A 23,190-nucleotide genomic window follows, 5' to 3' on the forward strand; every position below is an offset into this window, starting at 1 on the left:
ACAGCAACGCGTTGCGCGACTTTCTCACTGCACGCGGCACCGAGCCTGTCATTCCCAACAATCCAACCCGAAAGCAGATCAAACCGTTCGACCCCGTCGCCTACCGCCGGAGAAATATCATCGAACGTGCTTTCTGTCGCCTCAAGGACTGGAGGCGTGTCGCAACTCGATATGACAAGCTCATGCTCAACTTCGCGGCAACTTGCTACATCGCCGCCATCGTCATTTGGTGGGCCTGATTGAGTCTGGAGCCTAAAGCGCGTCGCGATCTTTCAGATTCACTCGCCACGCTTCAAGCTCTTGTTTTCGCATGTCGTTATCGCAAAACCGCGGCATACTTTTGCGCGGCATGCTTTAGCGCTACATAGCGGTCTGCGAGCGTTTGAGCGCATCGAGTACGATGCGGGTCAGCCGGCGCGACGGGGAACTGCGTGGCCAAAGCATCCCGACCTCTCGCGGTGGGAAGGGGACGGGCAGTTCGAGGACGGCGATGTTGAGGCCTTCGGGCCAGGGTCTTGCCCAATCCGGCACCAGCGAGATGCCAAGCCCATTGGCGACCATGACCGAGATCGCTTCGAGGGAATCGAGTTCCAGGCGCTCGGCAGGTTTCAAGCCTTGTTTCTGAAGATATTCGTCGGCAAGACGTCCGCCCCAGTTGTTTCGGTCGTAGCGGATGAAGGGCCGTGTCTTCAGGAGTTGGTGCGGGTTCTCGCCCCGGCAATCGGCGGGGGCCACAAGAACCAGACGTTCGGCCCGCAGAACCTCCCATTCCAACGTTTTCGGTATCGAAAAAGGTGGCTTTACGAGGAGCGCCGCGTCGATATCCCTGTCCATCAGCCGCTGATAGAGATCAGTGGAGGGGCCGGGTAGCAGAAAGACCTCGACATGCGGCATGCTGGCGAAAACCTCATGGAGAGCCGCTGGCAGCAGCCCGGTCAGCGCAGTGGTGATGGCGCCAAGGCGAAGCTCCCCGGAGGGCAGGTCGGCATTGGCGAGGCTGCGCAGATCGCGGACCTCGGTAAGGATCGTGCGGCTTTTTTCGATGATGGCGTGGCCGGTGTCGGTCGGGCGGACGCGGCGTCCGACACGGGTCAACAACGGCACACCGACATCGTCTTCCAACGCCTGCATGCGCTGGGCGACCGCGGCGGGCGTAATGCCGAGGCGGCGGGAGGCTTCGGCCAGTGATCCAAGCTCGGCAACGAGCAGGAATGTGTCGAGAAAGCGCGTTTCCATAAGAATAGATTTTCTATCTTCTGAAACCAGGAAAAGCGAGATTTTTCTTCTTTTCGCGATCGCCATAATGCCGGCGAAACCGGAGTATCTGCCTTGGATATGCGATTGGACGGAAAGACCGCGCTGGTGTTCGGCGCGGGTGGTGGACTGGGTGGTGCAATTGCCCGCTCACTGGCTTCGGAGGGCGTTCGCGTCGCCGTAGCCGATATCGATGAAGCCGCCGCTGCAAAGACGGCGGAGGGTATTGTGTCTACGGGAGGAAAGGCGCTGGCGATCAGCTGGAACATCGCCGATCTCTCCATCATCGAGGCGAGGTTGGCCGTGATTGCCGAGGCCTTCGGACCCGTCGATATTCTCGTCAACAATACGGGTGGGCCACCGCCGACACCGGCCTCCGGTCAACCGGCGGAGACCTGGTCGAAATATTTCGACATGATGGTGCGTTCGGTGATTGCCGTGACGGACGCCGTGTTGCCCGGCATGAAAGAACGCGGCTGGGGTCGGATCATCACCTCCACGTCGTCAGGCGTCGTGGCGCCGATCGCCAATCTCGGCATTTCCAACAGCCTTCGCCTGGCGCTGGTCGGCTGGTCGAAGACACTTGCACGCGAGATCGGCCGCGACGGTATCACCGCCAATATCGTGCTGCCGGGCCGCATTGCGACCGGTCGTATCACTTTCCTCGACGAGCAGAAGGCTAAGCGCGAAAACCGGCCGGTGGAAGACGTGACGGCGGAGAGCACGGCCTCCATTCCTGTCGGGCGTTACGGCCGACCGGAGGAATACGGAGACACGGTTGCTTTTCTGGCGAGCCCGCGCGCATCCTATATTACCGGCTCCGTCATCCGCATCGACGGTGGCCTCATCCAGAGCATATGAGGTGCTATTGATGTCTCTCGATCCCTCGATCATCGAAACCCTGAAAGGCGTCTCAACGGCGACGCTGACGACTGTCCTGCTGAAGAAGGGGCTCAGGAATGTCTGGATGCGCGGCACCAAGCCGTTGAGGCCGGGTCAGGAGCGGGTGGTCGGCCCAGCCTTCACGCTGCGTTTCGTACCGGCGCGTGAGGATCTGGCGACGCCCGAAAGCTGGGCTTCACCGATCTCCACGCGAGCAGCGATCGAGGATATGCCGGAGGGATGCATCGCCGTGGTCGATGCCATGGGCGTGCAGGATGCCGGCATCTTCGGCGATATCCTCTGCGCCCGGATGATGAAGCGCAAGGTCGCGGCCCTGGTCAGCGATGGTGTGGTGCGCGATCTGGAAGGCGTGCTCGGAAGCGGCCTGCCTGTGTGGTGCGACGGCATGGCGGCTCCGCCTTCCGTCGCCGGGCTGACATTCGTCGGCTGGCAGCAGCCGATCGCCTGCGGCGGCGTTGCGGTTTTCCCCGGCGATATCGTCGTTGCCGACAAGGATGGCGCAGTTCTCATCCCGGCCGCGCTGCTGGATGCGGTGCTTGCCGAAGCGCCGGAGCAGGAGCGCCTGGAAGGCTGGATCATGACCGAAATCGACCGGGGCGTGCCGCTTCCCGGTCTCTATCCCATGAATGCGGAAACGAAGGCACGCTATCAGGCGTGGAAGGATGCACAATGAGCTTCGGAATTGACGCGAAGGGCGTCTATGCGATCGCAACCACGCCGTTCCTGCCGGACGGCACAATCGATGCGCCGTCGATCGATCGGCTGACCGACTTCTATCAGGATAGTGGCGTCACCGGCATGACGATCCTCGGCATCATGGGCGAGGCACCCAAGCTGGAACCTGCGGAATCGCGGGCAATCATTCGCCAGGTGGTCGGCCGTTCCAGAGTGCCGGTCATTGTCGGTGTCTCCGCACCCGGCCTTGCGGCGATGCGTTCGCTTGCTCGCGATGCGATGGATATGGGGGCTGCCGGCGTGATGATTGCGCCGACGCCGGCGCTTCGCACCGACGAGCAGATCGTCCAGTATTTCGCGCAGGCCGTCGAAGCCGTCGGCACAGACGTTCCTTGGGTGCTGCAGGATTATCCGCTGACGCTGACGGTCGTCATGTCGGCCAGCGTCATTGCCAAGATCATCGCCGATCACCCTTCCTGTCTCATGCTCAAGCACGAGGACTGGCCAGGATTGGAGAAGATCTCGAAGCTGCGCGCCATGCAGAAGGCCGGCGAGCTTCGTCCCTTCTCGATCCTCTGTGGCAATGGCGGTATGTTCCTTGATTTCGAGCCGGAGCGCGGCGCAGACGGCGCCATGACCGGCTATGGTTTCCCGGACATGCTGGTCGAACTGGTTGGCCTCTTTGCCGCCGGCAAGCGTGACCAGGCACATGATCTCTTCGACGCGCATCTGCCGCTGATCCGTTATGAGCAGCAGCTCGGCATCGGTCTGGCCGTCCGCAAGCATGTTCTTATGCGTAGAGGCGTCATCACCTCGGATGCGCAGCGCAAGCCCGGAGGCGCGCTCAGCGCCACGGCGCGCGCCGAGGTCGATTATCTGCTGCGGCGTCTTGCGCGGCATGATCCGCGTGCACCCGTCTGACCAACATGGCTCCCCGCCGCATAGCGGGGGCCTTTCTCAACTTTGCGAATTGAGGACGCGTACCGGCTTTCCGTCGATCCAGGCAGCGATACCCTCCACGGCATCGCGGTAGAAAATGCGATAAGTTTCCTCCGTCACATAACCGAGATGTGGGGTCGCCACGACATTGGCGAGCCGCCGGAACGCATGGTCTGCGGGCAGAGGTTCCTCCTCGAAGACGTCGAGGCCGACGCCGCCGAGATGGCTGTTTTCCAATGCTGCGATCATTGCCTGCTCGTCGACGAGTGGACCACGGGACGTGTTGAGAAGGATGGCGCCCGGTTTCATGCGGTCGAGTTCGCGCTTGCCGATGATGCTCTTTGTTTCAGCATTCAGGGTGAGATGCAGCGTGACGATATCGGCGGCGGACAGGAGTTCATCGAGGGAGGCGGCGAAGCCGATGCCGAGATCGGCACTTTTCTGTGGTGTGTTGGAGCGTGACCAGCCGATGACGTTCATACCGAAGGCGCGGCCGTAAGTGGCGACCTGCTGGCCGAGCTTGCCGAGACCGACAACGCCGAGTGTCAGCCCCCTGAGGTCGCGCCCAACGGAGAGCTGCCACGGATTTTTCGCTGCGCGGAAATTGGCGACTTCCGAGGGGATATGGCGAACCAGCGCCATCAGCAGCGCCCAGGTGAGTTCGGCGGCCGAGCCGACGAAACCGCGCGTGCCCGCAACCGTAATGCCAAGGCGGGCAGCTGCGGCCATGTCGATCGAGGCATTGGCCATGCCTGTTGTGATCAGCAGTTTCAGCTTCGGCAGCCGGCCGAGGCGTTCGGCGTCAAAGGCGGTGCGTTCACGCATGGCGATGATGATGTCGTAATCCGCCAGCCGGGCGATGAGCGCATCCGTGTCGGCGATATGGTCGTCGAAACGATCGATGGCGATTTTCGCCTCGATGCCACTCCAGTCGGCCATGGACAGCGCGACGTGCTGGTAATCATCGAGAATGGCGCAGCGTAAAGGCATTGGAGAACTCCATGGAAGTATCGATGTTTGCCGCCCCCGGCGAAAGAACCATTATCGCATATTCCGAGGCGATGGTGGCTGCTCGCGCAATCGTGAGACAGAACGGCTAGTTCAGTCCTGCCGAATGTTCCCGCAGCAAACCCAGAAATTCCGCCTGAAGGGCGGTCGGCAGCCAGTGGCGGCGCAGGGTGATGCCGACGGGGCGGCGGGAACCCGGCAGCGGATAATCCATCGCTGCGAGGAAACCTGCTTCCAGCTCATAGCGGATCTGATGACGGGAGAGCAGGGCAAGGTGATCGGACTTCAGGAGCACGCCCCTGATCGCGTTGAGCGAGCCGGTCTCCACGCTTTGGCGGGCTGGTTTGTCCGCCGGAAAGGTCGCGGCCATGGTGTTGAAAGTTTCGCGCGACGGCGTATCGCGGCGGGCAACGACCCAGGGATAGTCCGAGAGATCGTCCGGGGTGATTTCTCGACGTTGCTTCAGCGGATGGTCGGCGCGTCCGACGATGCTGAGTTCGAAATCGAACAGCGGTTCCTGATGCAAGGTTTTCGAAACAAGGCTCCTGCGCAGGGCGCCGACGAGAATATCGATGCGCCCGCGCTCGAGATCGTCGATCAGTACCTCATAGCTGCCCTCCACGATTTCGAAGCGTGCGAGCGGATGGCGATTGGCGAGAAGGGCGATCACATCGGGCACAAGGAAGGTGCGGGTCAGCGGCAGAGTGCCGATGGAAATTCGGCCGGCATAGTGGTTGCGGGCCTCCAGGAGTTCGTCGCGCAGACTGTCGAATTCTGCGAGCGTCAGACTAAACCAACGGGCCGCGGAGAGTCCTGCGGCCGTCAGCCGGACATTGCGGCCGGAGTTTTCAAAGAGGGGAATGCCCATAACGGCTTCGGCCTCGCGCGCGGCGCGCTGCACGGCTGGTTCGGATTGATCCAGCATGCGGGCCACTGCACTGAAGCTGCCATGTTCGGCAAAACCCGTGATGGCGCGCAGGTGGGGCCATCCCAGACGGGTTTCGACGATGCCGATCGCTGCTTTTGCGACCTGAGTACAGGCCTGACGGATGAGATCGCAGAGGCGGCGGAACCGCTGCAAGGCGATCTTGCCTTCCACTGTCAATGCCATGCCGTCGCGTTCGACGAGGGCGACGTCCAGAAGCTGTTCCAATCGCCGCAAGGCCTGGGATGCGGCGGGTTGGGTGATGCCGAGCATGGCTGCGGCCGCTGTCAGCGAGCCGGTCTCGGCACAGGCGACGAATAGCCTGATATGTCTGATATTCGGATGAGTGGGCGTCGGCATGGTACTTCCTGAAGGCCCGCGGAGGGGCCGTCTCAGGGTAGCGCGACAGGTGTTTCAACGGAACGGTGTTTGTTCATCCAATCGGTGGCCACCTGGATGCCGCCGAGCGGGAAGATGTGCAACTGACTGATGAGGCTTTCCGGCTTTCTTGCCTTGTAGTCGGCAAAGGCCGCGACGAGGTCGGTTGGCTCATAGGGCAAGAGCAGCTTGCTCATGTCCATGGCGCGTTTCTGCAGTACCTTCATCGAGGGGCCGATGCCGCAGGAAATGGCGTATTTGATCAGCGTCTGCAATTTGGCAGGGCCGGCAATGCCGACATGGATGGGCATGGTGACGCCGGCTGCCTGGATGCGCTCCGCCCAGTCGATGATGGGCTGCGGGTCGAAGGCGAACTGGGTGGCAATGGCAAGCTTCGCATCGGTTCGCGAGGCGAGATCCTGCTTCCAGCGCAGTGCCCGATCGGCCAGGGCAGTTGATCCGTCCGGATCGACATCACGGCTGCCTTCCGGATGACCGGCAAAATGCAGATGCGTGTAGCCGTGGTGGTCGAAAAGCCCGGTCTCGATCAACTGCATGGAACTGTGAAAATCGCCTGCAGGCGTGACCCTGCCGCCCCCGAGCAGGAGAGCCTGACGGACATCGGCTTCGCCGCGATATCGTTCCAGCCAGTCCGCCAATGTGCTGCTATCCGGAATGCTGCGGGCCGGGAGATGCGGCATGACCGGAAATCCCTGTCCGTTTAGCCGCCTTGCCGTAGCTATCATATCCTCGATCGGGGTGCCGTCGAGGTGAGCGATATAGACGCGGGTCCCGGTCGGCAGGAGGGCGCGAAAGTCATCGATCTTGGCGGCCGTGCGCGGCATCACCTCGATCGACCAAGCCTCGATCATGTCTGCGAATTCCGGCTCCGGAGTGCGTTCCCTCGACTTGCCGGTGAAATTCAACAAAGCCATTCCAGCGCTCCCTTCGGTACTCCGTCATGCCTTCGAAATGTATACATAGATAAATCCATTTCAATCAAGATGAGTCAATTTCGTGCGAAAAAATGCAAAAATCCGCAAATGTTCCGATTTTATCGTATGCATTTTTATCGAGAAGAATGACTGAACTGTTCGAAAGCTGCTTGCGCGCTAAAGTCTCCTCTGGCACTCTGCTTTCCCGGAGGAGGTGCAGGTTTCGTGGAGGGAACCGGCACTGTGGCAATGACATGACATCGGCCGGGTTTTGCCCGGCATCCGGTGCCGAGGCCCCGGAAATTGCCGGATCTGTTGAGCCTAGCAAACCGTCACCCTATCTGAGGAGGAGCAGCAATGAATGTCATGACCGCGCCAAAGTCTGTGTTGCGTGCGCCGGAGAAATTCTTCATCGGCGGCGAATGGGTGAGCCCGCTTTCGGACCGGATGCTCGATGTAATTTCGCCGGTCACCGAAGAGCTGATCATGCAATATCCGGAGGCCTCGATCGAGGATATGGATGCGGCCGTGGCCGCTGCCCGTGACGCCTTTGACAACGGCCCGTGGCCGCGGCTTTCACCGCGGGAGCGCGCCGAGTATCTGCGCAAGATTGCCGCAAATATCAGTGAGCGGTTTGATGAAATCGCCGAAGCCTGGACGCTGCAGGTCGGCGCGCCGATCATGCTGACGAAGAAGCTGGTGCCGCAGAATGCGACGCTCTTCAATTATTATGCCGATCTGATCGATGGCAATTCCTACAGTTTCGTCGACGAGCGTACGCGCGCAGATGGCGGCAAGGTGCGGGTCGTCAGGGAGCCTGTGGGCGTTTGCGCAGCGGTCACTCCCTGGAATGCACCGATGGTGCTCCTGAGCTACAAGATCGCAGCCGGTCTTGCGGCAGGCTGCACCTTCGTTTCCAAGCCTTCGCCGGAAACGCCGCTGGAAGCCTATATCCTTGCCGAATGCATCGAGGCGGCGGGCCTGCCGAAAGGTGTCTTCAATCTCGTTCCGGCAGGGCGCGAAGCGGGTGATTATCTGATCCGCCACAAGGGCATCGACAAGGTCGCCTTCACCGGCTCGACCGCAGCGGGCAAACACATCGCTGCGGCCTGCGCCAAGCGTCTCGCTCGCGTCAGCCTGGAACTTGGCGGCAAGTCCGCAGCGCTTCTTCTCGATGATGCGGATTTCAAACAGGCGCTGCCGAGCCTGATGGTCTACACCATGCCGATCACCGGCCAGGTCTGCTTTTCGCTGACGCGCATCCTCGTGCCGGAGACCCGCAAGCAGGAATTCCTCGATCTTTTCCTCGGCGCCGTGTCCAATATCAAGGTCGGTGACCCTTCTGACCCCACTGTGCATATGGGACCGCTTGCCATGGGCCGTCAGCTCGAGCGTGTGAAAACCTATATCGATGCCGTATCAAGGGCGGCGCGACGCTAGCTTGTGGTGGTGGGCGGCCGGCGGGTTTAGAGAAAGGCTTTTACGTCGAGCCGACCGTCTTTACGGATGTGACGCCAGACATGAAGATCGCGCAGGAGGAAATCTTCGGACCGGTCGTTTCCGTCATCACCTATAGCGATGAGGAGGATGCGATCCGCAAGGCAAATGATAGTGCCTATGGTCTCAACGGCGCGATCTACAGCGCCGATCCGGAACGCGCCTATCGCGTCGCGCGGCGTGTCCGCTCCGGGGGCCTGACGATCAACGGCAACATCGTCGATCCGGCCATGCCTTTCGGTGGTGTCAAGGAATCCGGGCAGGGCCGCGAAGGCGGCATCGAAGGTCTCGACAATTATATCGAGCTGAAGACCATCCACTTCGCCTAGTTATTGGCGGCGTGACGGCCGCCGGACAGGGGCTCTGGAGGCCGTGTGTTCAGCTTGGTTCCGAGCCGGTCTGTAACCTCAGCTTATGACACGTCAGCAGAACGAAATTGCCTGCTGCTGCCAACCTTCCTAGTATGTTCAATGGCAGGCGGACGTGGAGGCGTCCGCCTGCCAGGAGGATCATCATGAGATTTTCGAAAGCCGGTGAGGCTATCGCCCGGGATGTTGCAGCATGACCGAGCCCTGCTTTGACGTCGCCCATCTCGGGCATGTGGAACTTTACAGCGACCGTTTCGATGAGAGTCTGGACTTCTTCACGCGGGTCTATGGGCTCACACCCAGCCTGATCGAAGATGGCGTCGCCTATCTGCGCGCCTTCGACGATTATGAATTCCATACGCTGAAGCTGGTTCGCCATCACACGACCGGCGTCGGCCATGTCGGCTACCGCACTTCGTCTCCAGAAGCCTTGGAGCGGCGGGTGAAGGTGATCGAGGAGATGGGCTGTGGCCTTGGCTGGGTGGACGGCGATGCGGGACATGGCCGCTCCTATCGCTTCACCGATCCGGACGGTCATATTTTCGAGCTCTATTACGACACGCATCTCTATGAGGCGCCCGAAGGTGAGCGTCCAGCGCTGAAGAATATCGCCCAGCGCTATCACGGGCGCGGCGCCAGTCCGCGCCGGCTCGACCACCTGAACCTGCTTGCAAGCGATATCAGGGCAATCCGCGACTTCATGACGAAAGCGCTCGGCAGCCGGGTGACGGAGCAGATCCAGCTCGACAATGGCCGGCTTGGAGGCTGCTGGTTCACGGTCAACAACAAGACCTATGACATCGCCTATTCCGAGGATCATACCGATGCGAAGGGCCGCTTCCATCACGTGACCTATGCCGTTGATCAACGCGAGGACATTCTGCGCGCGGCCGATATCTTTCTGGAGAACGGCGTCCATATCGAAACCGGACCGCACAAGCATGCGATCCAGGGGACTTTTTTCCTCTACGTCTGGGAGCCGGCGGGCAACCGTGTCGAGCTCGCCAATGCCGGTGCTCGGCTGATCCTCAGGCCCGATTGGTCGACAGTTACCTGGACAGAGACGGAGCGCAAGAAAGGCCAGGCCTGGGGTCTGAAAACGATCGAAACATTTCACACGCATGGCACGCCCCCGGTGGCAAGGAAGGACTAGTTCATGGCAAAAACGGCCTTGGTCATCAGCGCGCATTCGGCGGACTTCGTCTGGCGCTGCGGCGGTGCGATCGCGCTGCATCGGGAAAAGGGCTACGAGGTGACGGTCGTGTGCCTCTCCTACGGCGAGCGTGGCGAGAGCGCCAAGCTCTGGAAGAATGCCGGGATGACCCTGGAAAAGGTAAAGGCAGGGCGGCGTATCGAAGCGGAAAATGCGGCCAAGGCGCTTGGCGTACACGACATCCAGTTTTTCGATCTCGGCGACTATCCGCTGGTCGTCGATCAGGAGGCAAAGTTCCGGCTGGTCGATGTGATCCGCGCGGTACGGCCGGAATTCATGCTCAGCCACTCCAAGTGGGATCCCTACAATACCGACCATATGTATGCGACGCAGGTGGCGCTCGAAGCGCGGATGATCGCGCAGGCCTGGGGACATAATCCCGGCGAGAAGGTCCTTGGCGCGCCACAGCTCTATCTCTTCGAGCCGCACCAGACCGAGCAGATGGAATGGAAGCCCGACGTCTTCCTCGATATTTCACCGGTCTGGGAGAGGAAATGGGCGGCGATCCAGTGCATGGAGGGGCAGGAGCATCTCTGGCACTATTACAAGAATGTCGCCGAGAACCGCGGCAATCACTTCATGCGGAATTCCGGCGGGCAGTCGGGTGGGCGCAAGGCAACGCATGCCGAGGGCTTCCAGTCGGTGTTTCCGCGAACGGTGGATGAACTCTGATGGGCGTCGTCGTTCAGAACATCGAGAGGGCGGAGCAGGCTGTCATCGATCGCCTCGCTGCCTGCGGGGTCGCAACGGTGCATGAGGCGCAGGGCCGCAAGGGCCTGCTGGCAAGCTACATGCGACCGATCTATCCGGGCGCGAGGATCGCGGCGAGTGCGGTGACCATTTCCGCGCCTCCGGGTGACAATTGGATGCTTCATGTAGCGATTGAGCAGATCAGGGCAGGTGACATCCTGCTGCTTGCGCCGACCAGTCCCTGTGAGGACGGTTATTTCGGCGATCTGCTGGCGACGTCTGCCATGGCACGTGGCTGCCGCGGGCTGGTGATCGATGCCGGCGTACGCGATGTTGCCGATCTCAAGACGATGAACTTTCCCGTTTGGTCGAAGGCGATCTCTGCACAGGGGACGGTCAAGGAGACGCTAGGCTCGGTCAATATTCCCGTCGTCTGCGCCGGTGCACTGGTCAATCCAGGTGACGTGATCGTTGCCGACGATGATGGCGTCTGCGTCGTGCGGCAGGAGGAGGCTGCTGAAGTTGCCGGCAAGGCCGAGCAGCGGGTCGCGGCGGAAGAGGAGAAGCGCCGGCGGCTTGCCGCAGGTGAGCTCGGGCTTGATATCTACAAGATGCGCGAACGGCTGGCGGAGAAGGGGCTGAAATATGTCTAGGGCCGCCGCGCAAGACGGCGTTCGCTGCATGTGGATGCGCGGCGGCACCTCCAAGGGCGGTTATTTCCTGGCTGAGGATCTGCCCGAGGATTGCGACGGATTTCTGCTGCGCGTGATGGGCTCGCCCGATCCGCGACAGATCGACGGCATGGGCGGCGGCGATCCGCTGACCTCGAAGATCGCCGTCGTCAAGCGGTCCGAGCGGCCCAGCGTCGATATCGACTATCTCTTCCTGCAGGTCTTTGTTGATGAGCCCATTGTCACCGATGCGCAGAACTGCGGAAACATCCTTGCCGGTGTCGGGCCCTTCGCCATCGAGCGCGGCCTGATCGAGGCCGAGGACGGGCAGACGGAAGTGCGTATCTTCATGGAAAATACCGGGCAGGTCGCCACCGCGAAGATTGCCACGCCGGATCGGCGGGTGACCTACGCGGGGGAGGCCCGCATCGACGGTGTGCCGGGCACAGCGGCGGCGGTGCCGATCACCTTTGCCGATACGGCAGGTTCAAGCTGTGGAGCCCTGCTGCCGACCGGCCATGCCGTCGATATCATCGAGGGTATCGAATGCACGCTTATCGACAATGGCATGCCCTGCGTCGTCATGCTGGCGAGCGATCTCGGCATCGAGGGAACGGAGACGCCTGACGCGCTCGAATCCAATGGAGAACTCAAAGCGAAACTGGAGGCGATCCGGCTGAAGGCCGGGCCGATGATGAATCTCGGTGATGTCGCGAAGAAATCCGTGCCGAAGATGACCATGGTTTCGCCTGCCAGAGCTGGTGGCGCGATCTCGACGCGGACCTTCATTCCGCATCGCTGCCATGATGCGATCGGCGTGCTCGGCGCCGTCAGCGTGGCGACGGCTTGTTTGCTGCCGGAAGGGCCGGCGGCAAAATTGGCTGTCGTGCCCGATGGCAACGAGAAACTGATCTCGGTGGAGCATCCGACCGGGGAGATGAGTGTGGTCGCGACCGTCAGGGACGGTGTCGTGACCGATGCGGCGGTGCTGCGGACCGCCCGTAAGCTTTTTGACGGATATGTCTTTGCGTGAATGCTGCTGCACTTTGTTGCTGATCAACAAGGACGGGCCATCATATCCGCAAAACAGGAGGCTGAGATGAGGATCGGGTTTCTAGGCTACGGCGAAGCGGCGCGAGCTTTTCACGAGGGCTTGCGCCGGCCGGGCCTGAGCTTCATCGCCTATGATATCCTGCTTGCCTCTGATGGAGAGGCCGTGCGCGAAGCGATGCGGACCCGCGGCGCCGATATTTCCGAGACCATTGCGGGGCTCTCGGAAGCGGACTGGGTGTTCAGCGCCGTGACTGCCGACCAGAGCCTGCTTGCGGTCGAACCATTGCTTCCGCATCTGCGTCAGGGGCAAGTGGTGATCGATATCAATTCCGTGTCTCCCGGCCGAAAGCGGGAGACAGCTCTCGCTGTAGAGGCGGCGGGCGGCGATTATCTCGACATGGCGGTCATGGCGCCGGTTCACCCGCGCAAGCACCAGACGCCCGTACTGCTCGCCGGTGCTCCGGCTGAGCGGCTGTTGCCTGAGCTTCTGGGTTTCGGCTTTTCGGCAGAGATTGCGGGGCCGGCAGCCGGTGCTGCGACAGCGATCAAGATGGTGCGTTCGCTATTTGTGAAAGGGCTGGAGGCGATTACCGTCGAGGCCTTGCTCGCAGCAAAGGCATCCGGTTGCTACGAAGAGATCCTTTCGTCGCTTTCAGGGTCTTTTCCTGGTCTCAGCTGGCCGCAATTTGCCGAATACCAGATGGAGCGCACGACGCGGCACGGGCGGCGGCGAGCGGCGGAGATGCGCGAAAGTGCTGCGACGCTCTATGCGCTTGGGCTTCGCGGCGGATTGGCGATGGAGATTGCCGAGGTGCAGGAGCGCACGGGTGCTTGCGGCCTCGGCCCGACTGACGGGCTGGAAGAAACTGTCGGACGTGTGCTGGAATTGCGGTTGAGGCCTCAGAAAGGATGAGCACCCGAGGTCGGGACTGTAGGGCCGGATGAGGGGGCCATAGCTCACAAGCGACCGTCCCTCTCGGTCCGATCGTTCCCTCTCTTGTTTTGCCAGCCCCCTCATCTGCCCCTCTCCGGGGCACCCCTCCCGCTCGTGGCGGAACTAAAACTCTATGTCCTCGGTGTCATCGGATCACTGATGCGTCCGGCCTGGAATGTCGCAGGCAATGGCGTGAGTTCGATCTTTGCCACAATGCCTGCCCTGTTGAAAGGGTCGCCCTGTGCAAAGGCTGTTGCTTCGGCGATACCAGCCGTTTCCAATATGCCGAAATTGCCGATCGAGGTCCCGCCATCATCGAGCAGGGCAGAGCCGATCAGCACCTTAGCAAGGCCTTCACCACCAGATTGCACCCAGGCGCGATGGGCCGGGCGGTGCAGGTCGCGGGCGCTATCCTGCCCGGAATGGTGCAAGCAGCGCATGAGGAAGAAGGCGGGCATCAGGCGGCGTTTTCCAGAACGACCATGCCGGCACCAGTCATGGAGGCCGGGGCATGATAGTGCTTGTGGATGAGGTTTACCTGCTCATTCATGGCGGCACGCATGACCAGCCACATGATGAGCTCTGCGCCTTCAGAACCGAACTGCTCGACATAATCCTCGCGGCTCATGGCGCGATAAGGTTCCGGATTGGCAGCAATGCCGTCCAGCCAGGCGCGATCGGCCGTCTGGTTGATGAAGCCGGCGCGGGCGCCTTGAAGCTGATGCGACAGGCCGCCGGTGCCGAGGATGACGACGCGTTCGTCGCCCGGCCAGCTTTCGATCGCCTCGCGCAGCACCTTGCCCATCTCCCAGCAGCGCTGCGGTGTGGGTATTGGATACTGGATCGTGTTGACCCAGATCGGCAGAACCTTGACCGGCCAGCGCTCCGGCCGGCCGAAGAAGAGTTCCATCGGCACCTGCAGTCCGTGATCGACCTCGATCTCGCGGCAGACCAGCGGATCGAAGTGGCGCTCGACCAGCTTGTCTACGAAGTGCCAGGAGAAATCGACGGCACCTTCGAAGGCTGGAATAGGCCGCGGTCCCCAGCCTTCATCGACTGGGTGATAGGTTTCTGCGACACCGACGGCGAAGGTCGGCACGCGGTCGAGGAAGAAGGTATTGCCGTGATCGTTGAAGATGACGACGGCGATATCGGGCCGCGCCTCGCGCATCCACTGCTTACCGACTTCGTAGCCGTCGAAGAAAGGCTTCCAGTCCGGCGTGTCACGCAGGCCCTTGTCGAGTGCTGCGCCGATCGAGGGGACGTGGCTCGTTCCTAAGCCGCCGATGATTTTAGCCATGTCTTTTCTTCCCCAGTCTTTCGTAGAGAAAATCCTCATGCGACATGCCGGCCTGTGCCGCGCCAATCTGAGTGATCGGCGTCGGGTCGACAGCGGCAATCTTCAGGATGAAGAACAGGTTGCCGCCGAGGCGCACCATCTCGTGCCAGTCGCGGCTTTTGACGGCGGCCTTCTCCTCATCGTTCAGGCCGAAGCGGGCGAGGTAGACATCCTCGTCGGCCTTGAAGGCGTCGCGGTTGACCGCCTGGCCTAGTGCCATTGCCATCTTGTTGAGCCGGTAGCCGCGGATCGAGCCGGCTCGGTCGAAGAGTGGTGTGTCAGGAATGGTCGCTGTCTTCTCAGGCATCAAATCCTCCAAATCGACGTGTCAGCCAGCCGATGATTACATCAGTGACTTCGGCAGGCCGCTCCACGGGGGCGAAGTGGCCGGCGTCTTCGATGATGACGAGTTCAGTATCGGGTGCGGCATCGGCGATTTCCTGATGCTGGACGATCGGGCTCCAGCTATCGTGGCGCGCGGCAACGAGCAGGATGGGGCAGCCGAGTTCGGCCATATAGGCGGTAGCGTTCGGCCTGTTGATCAGCGCGCGGATCTGCCGCTCATGCATATCGGGGCCGGCCCGCAAAGCCATAGCGCGCAGGCTGGCGATCACTTCCGCATCTGTCAGCCGGGCAGGGTCGACCATGGGCGGCAGCCATACGTCTGCCAGCTCCTGCATGCTGCGATGGCCGAGATCGATCATCTGCTGGCGCCTGATTTCCTCGCCTTCACGTTTCGGGTGATGGCCGGTATTGGCGAGCACCAGCCCGCGGACACGATCCGGTGCGATGCGGGCCATTTCCATGGCGACGCGGCCGCCCATGGAATGGCCGACCGCGATCAAATCGCCTTCTGTGGCGGCGAGAATGCTTTCCGCCATGTCAGGTATCGAGGAGGTGCGGGACACGTCGGCCACGTGCACGGGCATGCGGTGCCCAACAGCATCGGCCAGCGGTGCCCAAACAATGCTGTCGGACACCAGCCCTGGAATGAGCGCGAGCGTTGCCATCAGTTTTCCTCCCGCAAACCAGACATCACAAATGTATACATTATGTCAAGTGATCGGTGCATATACCTGCATCAATGGCCAATTCCACCGGAAGGGAATTTTCTCGTGCATACAAAACTGTGATAGAGAGATGGTTCGGGGTGGGGTTTTGTATGCGTTCGCGCTGTTATATACATTTAGCCGGGATTGGAGGCGCCGATGAAGCAAAGTGAAGCCGCGACGCATGGCCGTCGCGCCGTTATCGAATTGCGGGAAAAGATTCTGAGCGGCGAGCTACAGGGCGGTACGCGGCTGTTCGAAGTGCCGTTGGCCGAGGCGCTGGATATTTCCCGCACACCGGTGCGTGAGGCGATGTCGCGGCTGACGGAGGAGGGGCTTCTGGATCGCCTTCCGAACGGCGGCTTCGTGGTTCGTCGTTTCGGCTTTGCCGACGTGGTCGATTCCATCGAGGTGCGCGGCGTCATGGAAGGCATGGCGGCCCGGCTTGCTGCAGAGCGCGGTGCGGCACCCGAAGCGCTCGATGAGATCAAGCAGACGGTGATCAAGCTTGATGCCTGTTTCGGAGAGCGCCTCGACGATGTCGATTTCGACGCTTACTCTGACCTGAACGAGAAGTTCCACCACCAGCTTGCAGCACTTGCCGGCAGCGAGATCATTCGGCGTGAGGTAGAGCGGGCGAGTTCGCTGCCCTTTGCTTCACCGTCCGCCTTCCTGCCCGACAAGGCGGATATTGCCGCCTTCCGTCGTTCGCTCCGCTCCGCGCAGGAGCAGCACAGGGAACTCGTGAGCGCGATCGAAGCGCGCGAAGGCAGCCGCGCGGACGCGATCGCCAGGGAGCATGCCCGCACGGCGCGGCGCAATCTTGAATACATTCTGGCGGAAGACCCTGATCTGATCGAGCAGATCAGGGGACTTGCACTGATTCACCGGTAATTTCCGGCAAATCGGCATTTGGGAGGGCGGCTTTTGAGTCGCCCTTTTGCGTTTCCGGCTTCTGGAATACAGTGAGGCGGGTAGAAAATAGGCTTGCAATCTGATCGCTTTGGGCATTTCATGTATACATTATCGCATACCAATGGGAGGACATCAGGTGGCGAGATCAAGCTTATCGGAAGTTTTGAAGTCGGCCGGCAATACGGTGGAGCTGCTGCGCAATTCCAAAGTCGGCATGTATGTATACCCGGTCGTGGCAGCCGAGTTTTCCAACTGGCGCTCGGAGCAGGCCGCGTGGCGTAACTCCGCTGTCCTCTTCGACCAGTCACACCATATGGACGAGTTGACCGTCGAAGGACCGGATGCGGAGAAGTTCCTCGCCTATCACGGTGTCAACTCCTTCTCGAATTTCGATACGAACCGCGCCAAGCATTTCGTGCCGGTCACGCCTGCCGGTCATGTCATCGGCGACCAGATCATCTTCCGCGAGCGCGAAGACAAATTCATCCTCGTCGGTCGTTCGCCGACCTCCAACTGGCTGATGTTCTGCGCCGCCTACGGCAAGTGGAATGTGCGCCTGAAATATGATCCGCGTTCGCCCTCACGCCCGGAAGGCGAACGCGTGCTGCGCACCCATTACCGCTACCAGATCCAGGGGCCGGATGCCCCAAAGATCTTCGAGAAGATGAACGGAGGCCCTATCCCCGAGGTCAAGTTCTTCCATGTAGACAAGATCAAGGTCGGCTCGAAGACGGTGAATGCGCTGCGCCACGGAATGTCCGGTGCGCCGGGTCTGGAAATCTGGGGGCCCTATGAGGACAAGGCCTATATCCACTCTGTCATCCTGGAATCGGCGAAGGCGGCGGGCGTCGATCTCGTTCGTTGCGGCAGCCGCGCTTATTCCACCAACACGCTGGAATCCGGCTGGATCCCGTCGCCGCTGCCGGGCATCTATACGGGTGACGGCATGCTGGCGGCCTATCGCGACTGGCTGGGCGCCGACAGTTATGAGGCGACGGGTGCGATTGGCGGCAGCTTCGTTTCCAGCAATATCGAGGACTACTACGTCACGCCGTTCGAACTCGGCTACGATTTCTACATTGGCTGGAAGAAGGATGACTTCGTCGGTAAGTCCGCGCTCGAGAAGATGAAGGGCCAGACGAGCCGCAAGAAGGTAACCTTCGAGTGGAATGCCGAAGACGTGGTCAACGTCATCGCCTCGGCCTTCCGTCCGGGTGAGGATCACTTCAAGTGGATCGACTTCCCGCAGCCGAACTATGCCTCGACCAGCGCCGACAAGATCATGCGCGACGGCAAGATGGTCGGCATGTCGATGTTCAATGGTTATAGCTACAACGAACGCTGCATGCTTTCGCTCGGCATCGTCGATGCGGATGTCGAGATCGGCGACGTGCTGACCCTCGTCTGGGGCGAGCCTGACGGCGGCTCCGGCAAGACCTCGGTCGAGCCGCACAAGCAGGCCGAAATCCGCGTGCGCGTCTCGCCCACGCCCTATGCCAGCGAAGCCCGCGAGAATTACGCTGACAGCTGGCGTAGCAAGAAGGGCTGAAATCCGACACCCATCCACGGTGTTAACGACGGCGCCCGGGAGGGCGCCGTTTTTTATGGATTCTTCCTGTCATCTTGCACCTAGCCCTCGATGCAAGGCAGCGTTAAGAACAGCCGCAGCTTGGAACGGGCGATCACTTCGATGTCACAATGACAACGCAGATAATGTCCGTGAAAAATCGAATCGAACAAGGATGACAGCAGTGGCACAGGCCCAGCCGCATGAGCGAATTCAATACATCGTCGAGGGCGGGCACCGCCTTGCCGGCGAGATCCAGCCGAGCGGCAACAAGAATGCCGCGCTACCGATCATTGCCGCCTCGCTGCTGACCGACAAGCTTGTGCATCTGACCAACGTGCCGCGTATCCGCGATGTCGAAGCGCTCGTCGAGCTGATCCAGTCGGTTGGCGCCAAAGCGCGCTGGTTGGGACGCAATGAGCTCGAGATCGAGGCGAGCGACCTCAAGCCGGCCGATCTCGATCCTGGCCTCTGCGCCCGCATTCGGGCATCCATCCTGCTTGCCGGGCCGATGCTGGCCCGCTGCGGCGAGATCACGCTACCGCCACCCGGCGGCGATGTCATTGGCCGCCGCCGCGTCGACACACACTTCCTGGCGCTTGAGCAGCTCGGCGCCAAGATCAGCGTCAACGGCTCCTATAGTTTCCGTGCAGAGCATCTGCGCGGCGCTGACGTGTTCCTCGACGAACCCTCCGTCACTGCGACCGAGAATGCGCTCTGCGCAGCAGTTTCTGCCGAAGGCAAGACAATCCTGCGCAATTGCGCATCAGAGCCGCATGTCCAGGATCTCGCCCATTTCCTCATCGCCATGGGCGCGAAGATCGAGGGCATCGGCACCAATACGATGACCATTCACGGTGGCCAGCCGCTTGGCAGCGCGTCGCACCGTATCGGCCCCGATCACAACGAGATCGGTTCGCTGATCGGCCTCGCTGCCGTCACCGGTTCGGAAATCACCATCCGTCGGGCGGGCGTTGAGCATTTACGTTCGACATTGATGACTTTTGAGCGTCTCGGCATCCGATGCCGCATCGAGGGCGACGATCTCGTGGTGCCGGCGGGGCAGGAGATGAAGATCCAGCCGGATTTCGGTGGGCACATTCCGAAGATTGAGGACCAGCCATGGCCGGCCTTCCCGGCTGATACGATGTCGATTGCCATCGTCACCGCCTCGCAATGCGATGGTGTGGTGCTGATGTTCGAGAAGATGTTCGAAAGCCGAATGTTCTTCGTCGACAAGCTGATTACCATGGGCGCACGCATCGTGCTCTGCGATCCGCATCGCGCGATCGTGGCCGGCCCCTCCAAGCTGCGTGCAGCGCAGGTCGAGAGCCCGGATATCCGTGCCGGCATGGCGATGCTGATTGCTGCCATGTGCGCTGAGGGAACCAGCGTCATCAATAATGCCCAGCAGATTGAACGCGGCTATGAGCGGATCGAGGAGCGGCTGAACGCACTCGGCGCGCGCATCACCCGTGTACCGCCTCGGGAAACCTGAAATCTCAGACGCTTAAGTGTGCGTCGAGAGTTTCGGGTGAGGCAAGAAGCGCTTCCGATGTATCGCGATAGATCACCGCGCCGCGTTCGAGCACGATGACCTCATCCGTCAGCGGCAGCACCTTGCGTGCCTTCTGCTCGACGATGATTGCCGACATGCCTTCGTCGGTGACGATACGGCGAAGCGCAGCCAGCAGCTCGTCGACGACGATAGGGGCGAGGCCTTCCAGAGGCTCGTCGAGCAGCAGGATCTTCGGATTGAGCATCAGCGCGCGGGCGATGGCGAGCATCTGCTGCTCGCCGCCGGACAGTTGATTGCCGAGGTTGCGGCGGCGTTCCTGCAGGCGCGGGAACATCTGGTAAACGCGGCCGATATTCCAGGAACCGGGGCGGGCGCTTGCCGTCAGGTTTTCCTCCACCGTCAGCGAACGGAAGATGTTCCGCTCCTGCGGCACCCAGCCGATGCCGAGCGGTGCGCGTTTTTCCGCCCGCAGCCGGGTGATGTCGCGCTGTCGCAGATGGATGGAGCCGGCGTGGTGGGTGGTGACGCCGATGATGGTGTTGAGCAGGGTCGTCTTGCCGGCGCCGTTGCGGCCAAGCAGCGCCAGCGAGCGGCCTTCCTCCAGCGAGACATCGACCTTGGCAAGCACATGTGCTTCGCCATAACCAGCGATGAGGCGTTCGATCCGCAGTAATTCGGCCATCAGGCATCCTCCCCGAGATAGATGGCTTTCACCTGCGGGTCTTTCGAGATCTCGGCGACGGTTCCTTCAGCGAAGAGTGCGCCGGCGGCGAGCACCGAGATACGGTCTGCGAAGGAGAAGACGAGGTCCATATCATGTTCGATCAGCACGACGGTGACGTTGGCCGGCAGCTCGCGGACGATGCCGAGAACCTCGTGCCGCTCCTCTTCGGGAACGCCGGCGGCGGGCTCGTCGAGCAATAGCACCTTCGGCTGCATGGCAATTGCAAGGGCGATCTCCAGCAGGCGTTGCTTGCCATAGGGCAGGAGCGTCGTCGGCATGCCCATGACATCGATGAGACGGAAACGTTCCAGCAGCGCGGCTGCTTCATCAGCCACCTCGCGGTCCGCCGAAAGTGGCCGCCAAGCGAAACGGCCATGCCCCCGGCGTTCGCTGATCGCCAGCATGACGGAATCCAGCGGCGTGAAATCGCCGAAGAGCTGGTTGATCTGGAAAGTGCGCGCAAGACCCTTGCCGACGCGGCGATAGGAGGAGACGCTGGTGATATCTTCGCCAGCGAGCAGGATCTCGCCGCTGTTCGGTGTCAGTACGCCGGTTAGCAGGTTGATGATCGTGGTCTTGCCGGCGCCGTTCGGGCCGATCAGCGCATGGCGCGCGCCCTGGCGGATCTGCAGCGAGACGTCATTGGTGGCGATGAAGCCGCCGAAGCGCTTGACGAGGTGGCGTGTCTCGAGGGCGAGCGTCATTTACTTTCCTCCGCGACGGCTTGCTGCATGCTGGCTTCGCGCTTGCGCGTCGAGCCTGGTAGCAGGGTCTGCCAGCGCGTCAGGCGCTCGCGGCCGACTAGGACGATGATGATAAGCACGAGGCCGATCCAGAACATCCAGTATTGCGGCGTGATGACCGACAGCCAGTTGCGCAGGATCGAGAAGATGACAGCGCCGAACACGCCTCCATAGAGATAGCCGACGCCGCCGATAACCAGCACCAGCAGCACTTCGGCTGACCTGTGGAAGGCGAGAACGTCAGGCGAGACGAAGCTGGTTGTCTGGGTCAGTAGCGCGCCCGCTATGCCGGCATAGGCGGCGGATATCGTGTAGATTGCGACGATGCGGCGGGTGGGCGAGATGCCGAGCATGGAGGCGCGGCGCTCGTTGCGCTTGATCGCCTTCAGCGACAGGCCGAAAGGCGAATTGACGATGCGCCGGGCGCCATAGGTCAGGACCATCAGCACAATCAGGCAGTAGATGTAGCCGGTGCGGCCCCAAAGATCGAATTCGAAATAACCGAGGATTGGATTGATGATGACGCCGCTGAGGCCATCGGCGCCGCCGGTAAGCCAAGCGGCCTGATTGATGAGTTCGGCCAGCAGCATGGCGACACCGAAGGTGGTCATCAGGCGGGTGAGATCAGAACCGCGCAGCACGAGGAAGCTCGTCAGAAAGCCGAAGATGCCGCTGACGAGGCCAGCGACCAGCAGACCGATAATCGGCTCGCCGGAGACATGGACGGCAAAGAGACCAGCTGCGTAAGCGCCAAGGCCGAAGAAGGCGGTATGGCCGAGCGAGACGATGCCGGCGTAGCCGAGGATGAGATCCAGCGAGACAGCAAAGAGCGCCAGGATGACGATCTCGGTCAGGATCAGCATCTGCGACGGCAGAAGGAAGATTGCGGCAATGGCGACCAGCCAGAGAGCAAATTCCCAGATCTGCCAGCGGCCGGCGCGCTTCAAGAGCCCCATGGCCTCCATAGAGGCGTTGTTGCGTTCGCCGCTCATCGGCTGCCCTCCCGGGAGAAGAGGCCATGGGGCCGCAGGATCAGCACAAGGATCATGACGGCATAGATGATGAAGGCGCCGAGCTGCGGCACGTAATATTTGCCGGCGACATCGGCGATGCCGAGCAGAAGTGCTGCGATGAAGGGACCGGTGATGGACGAGGTGCCGCCGACGGTGACGACGATCATGAAATAGATGAGATATTTCAGCGGAAAGTTCGGATCGAGGCCGAGCAGTTCGGTACCGAGCGCGCCACCAAGACCGGCAAGGCCGGAGCCGAGCGCGAACGTCAGTGCGAAGATGACCGACACGTTGATGCCCAAGCCGCGCGCCACGCGTCCGTCATCGACGGCGGCGCGAAGCTGGCTGCCGAAGCGGGTGCGGGTGAGAGCTAACTGAAGTGCTACCGTCAAGGCTGCGCAGATGACGATGATGAAGAGGCGGTAACGGCCGATATCCATGCCGAGGAAGCTGAAGCGGCCGCTGAGTTCGGGCGGCAGATTGATGAGCTGCTGCTGGCCACCCATGAAATAATCGATCGCGGCGATCGCCATGAAGACGAGGCCGATCGAAAACAGCACCTGATCGAGATGCGAGGCGGAATACAGGCGGCGGTAGAGCAAGCGCTCCAGCACTACGCCGGCAAGCGCCGTGACGATGAAGGCCGCCGGCAGGCACCAGTAGAAGGATATGCCGTAGCGGTTCATCATGATGACTGTGACATAGCCACCGGCCATGGCAAAGGCGCCGTGCGCCAGATTGACGAAATTCATCAGGCCCAACGTGACCGACAATCCGCAGGCGAGAACGAAGAGAAGCATGCCATAGGCAATGCCGTCGAACAGGATTGTCAGCATGAGACCTCACTGCATGCAGGCGGCGGAATTGCTTCCGCCGCC

The 23,190-nt window shown here is 61.3% G+C and carries 24 protein-coding genes and 1 pseudogene; 13 read left to right on the forward strand and 12 right to left on the reverse strand.

The features are described from left to right. Positions 1 to 239 (forward strand): transposase (locus tag AC1DUP_RS00005; protein ID WP_477831762.1); only part of this gene is annotated, 239 nt, incomplete at its 5' end. Between the two features lie 121 nt (positions 240 to 360). Here the strand turns inward: AC1DUP_RS00005 and AC1DUP_RS00010 are convergent. Continuing rightward, positions 361 to 1,236: a LysR family transcriptional regulator gene (locus AC1DUP_RS00010; RefSeq protein ID WP_477831763.1), complete on the reverse strand. Its 876-nt coding sequence runs from the start codon at positions 1,234 to 1,236 to the stop codon at positions 361 to 363. Positions 1,237 to 1,329: 93 nt separating this feature from the next. Here AC1DUP_RS00010 and AC1DUP_RS00015 point away from each other — a divergent pair, with 93 nt between their 5' ends. The 3 genes from AC1DUP_RS00015 to AC1DUP_RS00025 are packed head-to-tail and all read left to right on the forward strand — an operon-like array spanning position 1,330 to position 3,753. Beyond that, positions 1,330 to 2,115, forward strand: coding sequence for an SDR family oxidoreductase (locus tag AC1DUP_RS00015; RefSeq protein WP_477831764.1), 786 nt, complete (start codon positions 1,330 to 1,332; stop codon positions 2,113 to 2,115). A 10-nt stretch (positions 2,116 to 2,125) separates the two neighbouring features. Continuing rightward, positions 2,126 to 2,830, forward strand: coding sequence for a ribonuclease activity regulator RraA (locus AC1DUP_RS00020; RefSeq protein ID WP_113299896.1), 705 nt, complete (start codon positions 2,126 to 2,128; stop codon positions 2,828 to 2,830). Next, positions 2,827 to 3,753, forward strand: a complete 927-nt coding sequence (locus tag AC1DUP_RS00025) for a dihydrodipicolinate synthase family protein (protein ID WP_477831765.1) — start codon at positions 2,827 to 2,829, stop codon at positions 3,751 to 3,753. Before AC1DUP_RS00020 ends, AC1DUP_RS00025 begins: the two co-directional genes overlap by 4 nt. A gap of 36 nt (positions 3,754 to 3,789) precedes the next feature. Here the strand turns inward: AC1DUP_RS00025 and AC1DUP_RS00030 are convergent, their stop codons facing one another. The 3 genes from AC1DUP_RS00030 to AC1DUP_RS00040 form a co-directional block, all read right to left on the reverse strand. Then, on the reverse strand, positions 3,790 to 4,761 hold the full coding sequence (locus tag AC1DUP_RS00030) for a D-2-hydroxyacid dehydrogenase family protein (RefSeq protein WP_477831766.1): 972 nt from the start codon (positions 4,759 to 4,761) through the stop codon (positions 3,790 to 3,792). 106 nt (positions 4,762 to 4,867) lie between these two features. Beyond that, entirely contained in the window at positions 4,868 to 6,064 is a 1,197-nt protein-coding gene (locus tag AC1DUP_RS00035; protein ID WP_477831767.1) for a LysR family transcriptional regulator, read from the reverse strand. Positions 6,065 to 6,096: 32 nt separating this feature from the next. Next, entirely contained in the window at positions 6,097 to 7,017 is a 921-nt protein-coding gene (locus tag AC1DUP_RS00040; RefSeq protein WP_477831768.1) for a methylenetetrahydrofolate reductase, read from the reverse strand. 447 nt (positions 7,018 to 7,464) lie between these two features. On the opposite strand from AC1DUP_RS00040, the pseudogene AC1DUP_RS00045 reads away from it, so the two are divergent. From AC1DUP_RS00045 to AC1DUP_RS00070, 6 genes and pseudogenes are all read left to right on the forward strand, one after another. Next, a pseudogene (locus AC1DUP_RS00045) lies at positions 7,465 to 8,843 on the forward strand (aldehyde dehydrogenase). Between the two features lie 232 nt (positions 8,844 to 9,075). Beyond that, positions 9,076 to 10,035, forward strand: coding sequence for a VOC family protein (locus AC1DUP_RS00050; RefSeq protein WP_477831769.1), 960 nt, complete (start codon positions 9,076 to 9,078; stop codon positions 10,033 to 10,035). A gap of 3 nt (positions 10,036 to 10,038) precedes the next feature. Beyond that, the gene (locus tag AC1DUP_RS00055; protein ID WP_477831770.1) at positions 10,039 to 10,767 is read left to right on the forward strand and encodes a PIG-L deacetylase family protein; all 729 of its coding nucleotides are present in this window, start codon (positions 10,039 to 10,041) and stop codon (positions 10,765 to 10,767) included. Then, positions 10,767 to 11,438, forward strand: coding sequence for a 4-carboxy-4-hydroxy-2-oxoadipate aldolase/oxaloacetate decarboxylase (locus AC1DUP_RS00060; protein ID WP_477831771.1), 672 nt, complete (start codon positions 10,767 to 10,769; stop codon positions 11,436 to 11,438). The genes AC1DUP_RS00055 and AC1DUP_RS00060 overlap by 1 nt, the downstream gene beginning before the upstream one ends. Next, positions 11,431 to 12,489, forward strand: coding sequence for a 4-oxalomesaconate tautomerase (locus AC1DUP_RS00065; RefSeq protein ID WP_477831772.1), 1,059 nt, complete (start codon positions 11,431 to 11,433; stop codon positions 12,487 to 12,489). Before AC1DUP_RS00060 ends, AC1DUP_RS00065 begins: the two co-directional genes overlap by 8 nt. A gap of 66 nt (positions 12,490 to 12,555) precedes the next feature. Continuing rightward, positions 12,556 to 13,422, forward strand: coding sequence for an NAD(P)-dependent oxidoreductase (locus AC1DUP_RS00070; RefSeq protein ID WP_477831773.1), 867 nt, complete (start codon positions 12,556 to 12,558; stop codon positions 13,420 to 13,422). A gap of 152 nt (positions 13,423 to 13,574) precedes the next feature. Here AC1DUP_RS00070 and AC1DUP_RS00075 read toward each other — a convergent pair whose 3' ends face one another. The 4 genes from AC1DUP_RS00075 to AC1DUP_RS00090 are packed head-to-tail and all read right to left on the reverse strand — an operon-like array spanning position 13,575 to position 15,792. Then, positions 13,575 to 13,901: a YciI family protein gene (locus AC1DUP_RS00075; protein ID WP_113311191.1), complete on the reverse strand. Its 327-nt coding sequence runs from the start codon at positions 13,899 to 13,901 to the stop codon at positions 13,575 to 13,577. Continuing rightward, the gene (locus AC1DUP_RS00080) at positions 13,901 to 14,743 is read right to left on the reverse strand and encodes a class III extradiol dioxygenase family protein (protein ID WP_113311192.1); all 843 of its coding nucleotides are present in this window, start codon (positions 14,741 to 14,743) and stop codon (positions 13,901 to 13,903) included. Before AC1DUP_RS00080 ends, AC1DUP_RS00075 begins: the two co-directional genes overlap by 1 nt. Then, positions 14,736 to 15,089 carry an extradiol ring-cleavage dioxygenase gene (locus tag AC1DUP_RS00085; RefSeq protein WP_115034162.1) on the reverse strand — a complete coding sequence of 118 codons (354 nt, stop codon included), beginning with the start codon at positions 15,087 to 15,089 and terminating at the stop codon, positions 14,736 to 14,738. Before AC1DUP_RS00085 ends, AC1DUP_RS00080 begins: the two co-directional genes overlap by 8 nt. After that, positions 15,082 to 15,792, reverse strand: coding sequence for an alpha/beta fold hydrolase (locus tag AC1DUP_RS00090; RefSeq protein WP_477831774.1), 711 nt, complete (start codon positions 15,790 to 15,792; stop codon positions 15,082 to 15,084). Before AC1DUP_RS00090 ends, AC1DUP_RS00085 begins: the two co-directional genes overlap by 8 nt. Before the next feature lie 198 nt (positions 15,793 to 15,990). On the opposite strand from AC1DUP_RS00090, the gene AC1DUP_RS00095 reads away from it, so the two are divergent. The 3 genes from AC1DUP_RS00095 (at position 15,991) to murA (ending at position 19,811) form a co-directional block, all read left to right on the forward strand. Further along, on the forward strand, positions 15,991 to 16,725 hold the full coding sequence (locus tag AC1DUP_RS00095) for a GntR family transcriptional regulator (protein ID WP_113311193.1): 735 nt from the start codon (positions 15,991 to 15,993) through the stop codon (positions 16,723 to 16,725). 157 nt (positions 16,726 to 16,882) lie between these two features. Next, positions 16,883 to 18,295, forward strand: a complete 1,413-nt coding sequence (gene ligM, locus AC1DUP_RS00100; RefSeq protein ID WP_113299880.1) for a vanillate/3-O-methylgallate O-demethylase — start codon at positions 16,883 to 16,885, stop codon at positions 18,293 to 18,295. A 202-nt stretch (positions 18,296 to 18,497) separates the two neighbouring features. Continuing rightward, positions 18,498 to 19,811: a UDP-N-acetylglucosamine 1-carboxyvinyltransferase gene (murA, locus tag AC1DUP_RS00105; RefSeq protein ID WP_477831775.1), complete on the forward strand. Its 1,314-nt coding sequence runs from the start codon at positions 18,498 to 18,500 to the stop codon at positions 19,809 to 19,811. A gap of 4 nt (positions 19,812 to 19,815) precedes the next feature. Here murA and AC1DUP_RS00110 read toward each other — a convergent pair whose 3' ends face one another. Genes AC1DUP_RS00110 through AC1DUP_RS00125 form a run of 4 tightly spaced genes read right to left on the reverse strand, consistent with a single transcriptional unit; the run spans position 19,816 to position 23,148 of the window. After that, entirely contained in the window at positions 19,816 to 20,514 is a 699-nt protein-coding gene (locus AC1DUP_RS00110; RefSeq protein ID WP_477831776.1) for an ABC transporter ATP-binding protein, read from the reverse strand. After that, positions 20,514 to 21,260 carry an ABC transporter ATP-binding protein gene (locus tag AC1DUP_RS00115; protein ID WP_477831777.1) on the reverse strand — a complete coding sequence of 249 codons (747 nt, stop codon included), beginning with the start codon at positions 21,258 to 21,260 and terminating at the stop codon, positions 20,514 to 20,516. The genes AC1DUP_RS00110 and AC1DUP_RS00115 overlap by 1 nt, the downstream gene beginning before the upstream one ends. Further along, a complete protein-coding gene (locus AC1DUP_RS00120; RefSeq protein ID WP_477831778.1) occupies positions 21,257 to 22,291 on the reverse strand; it encodes a branched-chain amino acid ABC transporter permease in 1,035 nt (344 codons plus the stop codon). The genes AC1DUP_RS00115 and AC1DUP_RS00120 overlap by 4 nt, the downstream gene beginning before the upstream one ends. After that, the gene (locus AC1DUP_RS00125) at positions 22,288 to 23,148 is read right to left on the reverse strand and encodes a branched-chain amino acid ABC transporter permease (protein WP_477831779.1); all 861 of its coding nucleotides are present in this window, start codon (positions 23,146 to 23,148) and stop codon (positions 22,288 to 22,290) included. The genes AC1DUP_RS00120 and AC1DUP_RS00125 overlap by 4 nt, the downstream gene beginning before the upstream one ends. Between the last annotated feature and the right edge of the window lie 42 nt (positions 23,149 to 23,190).

It is taken from the genome of Rhizobium sp. 01L419, from assembly GCF_056400025.1.

Bases quoted from the DNA above. Each gene is read 5' to 3' on its own strand.
- AC1DUP_RS00115 (WP_477831777.1), bottom strand. From the start codon at position 21,260: ATGACGCTCGCCCTCGAGACACGCCACCTCGTCAAGCGCTTCGGCGGC.
- AC1DUP_RS00035 (WP_477831767.1), bottom strand. From the start codon at position 6,064: ATGCCGACGCCCACTCATCCGAATATCAGACATATCAGGCTATTCGTC.
- AC1DUP_RS00120 (WP_477831778.1), bottom strand. From the start codon at position 22,291: ATGAGCGGCGAACGCAACAACGCCTCTATGGAGGCCATGGGGCTCTTG.
- AC1DUP_RS00050 (WP_477831769.1), top strand. From the start codon at position 9,076: ATGACCGAGCCCTGCTTTGACGTCGCCCATCTCGGGCATGTGGAACTT.
- AC1DUP_RS00110 (WP_477831776.1), bottom strand. From the start codon at position 20,514: ATGGCCGAATTACTGCGGATCGAACGCCTCATCGCTGGTTATGGCGAA.
- AC1DUP_RS00085 (WP_115034162.1), bottom strand. From the start codon at position 15,089: ATGCCTGAGAAGACAGCGACCATTCCTGACACACCACTCTTCGACCGA.
- AC1DUP_RS00060 (WP_477831771.1), top strand. From the start codon at position 10,767: ATGGGCGTCGTCGTTCAGAACATCGAGAGGGCGGAGCAGGCTGTCATC.
- AC1DUP_RS00055 (WP_477831770.1), top strand. From the start codon at position 10,039: ATGGCAAAAACGGCCTTGGTCATCAGCGCGCATTCGGCGGACTTCGTC.
- AC1DUP_RS00075 (WP_113311191.1), bottom strand. From the start codon at position 13,901: ATGCCCGCCTTCTTCCTCATGCGCTGCTTGCACCATTCCGGGCAGGAT.
- AC1DUP_RS00090 (WP_477831774.1), bottom strand. From the start codon at position 15,792: ATGGCAACGCTCGCGCTCATTCCAGGGCTGGTGTCCGACAGCATTGTT.
- AC1DUP_RS00030 (WP_477831766.1), bottom strand. From the start codon at position 4,761: ATGCCTTTACGCTGCGCCATTCTCGATGATTACCAGCACGTCGCGCTG.
- AC1DUP_RS00070 (WP_477831773.1), top strand. From the start codon at position 12,556: ATGAGGATCGGGTTTCTAGGCTACGGCGAAGCGGCGCGAGCTTTTCAC.
- AC1DUP_RS00020 (WP_113299896.1), top strand. From the start codon at position 2,126: ATGTCTCTCGATCCCTCGATCATCGAAACCCTGAAAGGCGTCTCAACG.
- AC1DUP_RS00125 (WP_477831779.1), bottom strand. From the start codon at position 23,148: ATGCTGACAATCCTGTTCGACGGCATTGCCTATGGCATGCTTCTCTTC.
- AC1DUP_RS00080 (WP_113311192.1), bottom strand. From the start codon at position 14,743: ATGGCTAAAATCATCGGCGGCTTAGGAACGAGCCACGTCCCCTCGATC.
- AC1DUP_RS00065 (WP_477831772.1), top strand. From the start codon at position 11,431: ATGTCTAGGGCCGCCGCGCAAGACGGCGTTCGCTGCATGTGGATGCGC.
- AC1DUP_RS00040 (WP_477831768.1), bottom strand. From the start codon at position 7,017: ATGGCTTTGTTGAATTTCACCGGCAAGTCGAGGGAACGCACTCCGGAG.
- AC1DUP_RS00025 (WP_477831765.1), top strand. From the start codon at position 2,827: ATGAGCTTCGGAATTGACGCGAAGGGCGTCTATGCGATCGCAACCACG.
- AC1DUP_RS00095 (WP_113311193.1), top strand. From the start codon at position 15,991: ATGAAGCAAAGTGAAGCCGCGACGCATGGCCGTCGCGCCGTTATCGAA.
- AC1DUP_RS00010 (WP_477831763.1), bottom strand. From the start codon at position 1,236: ATGGAAACGCGCTTTCTCGACACATTCCTGCTCGTTGCCGAGCTTGGA.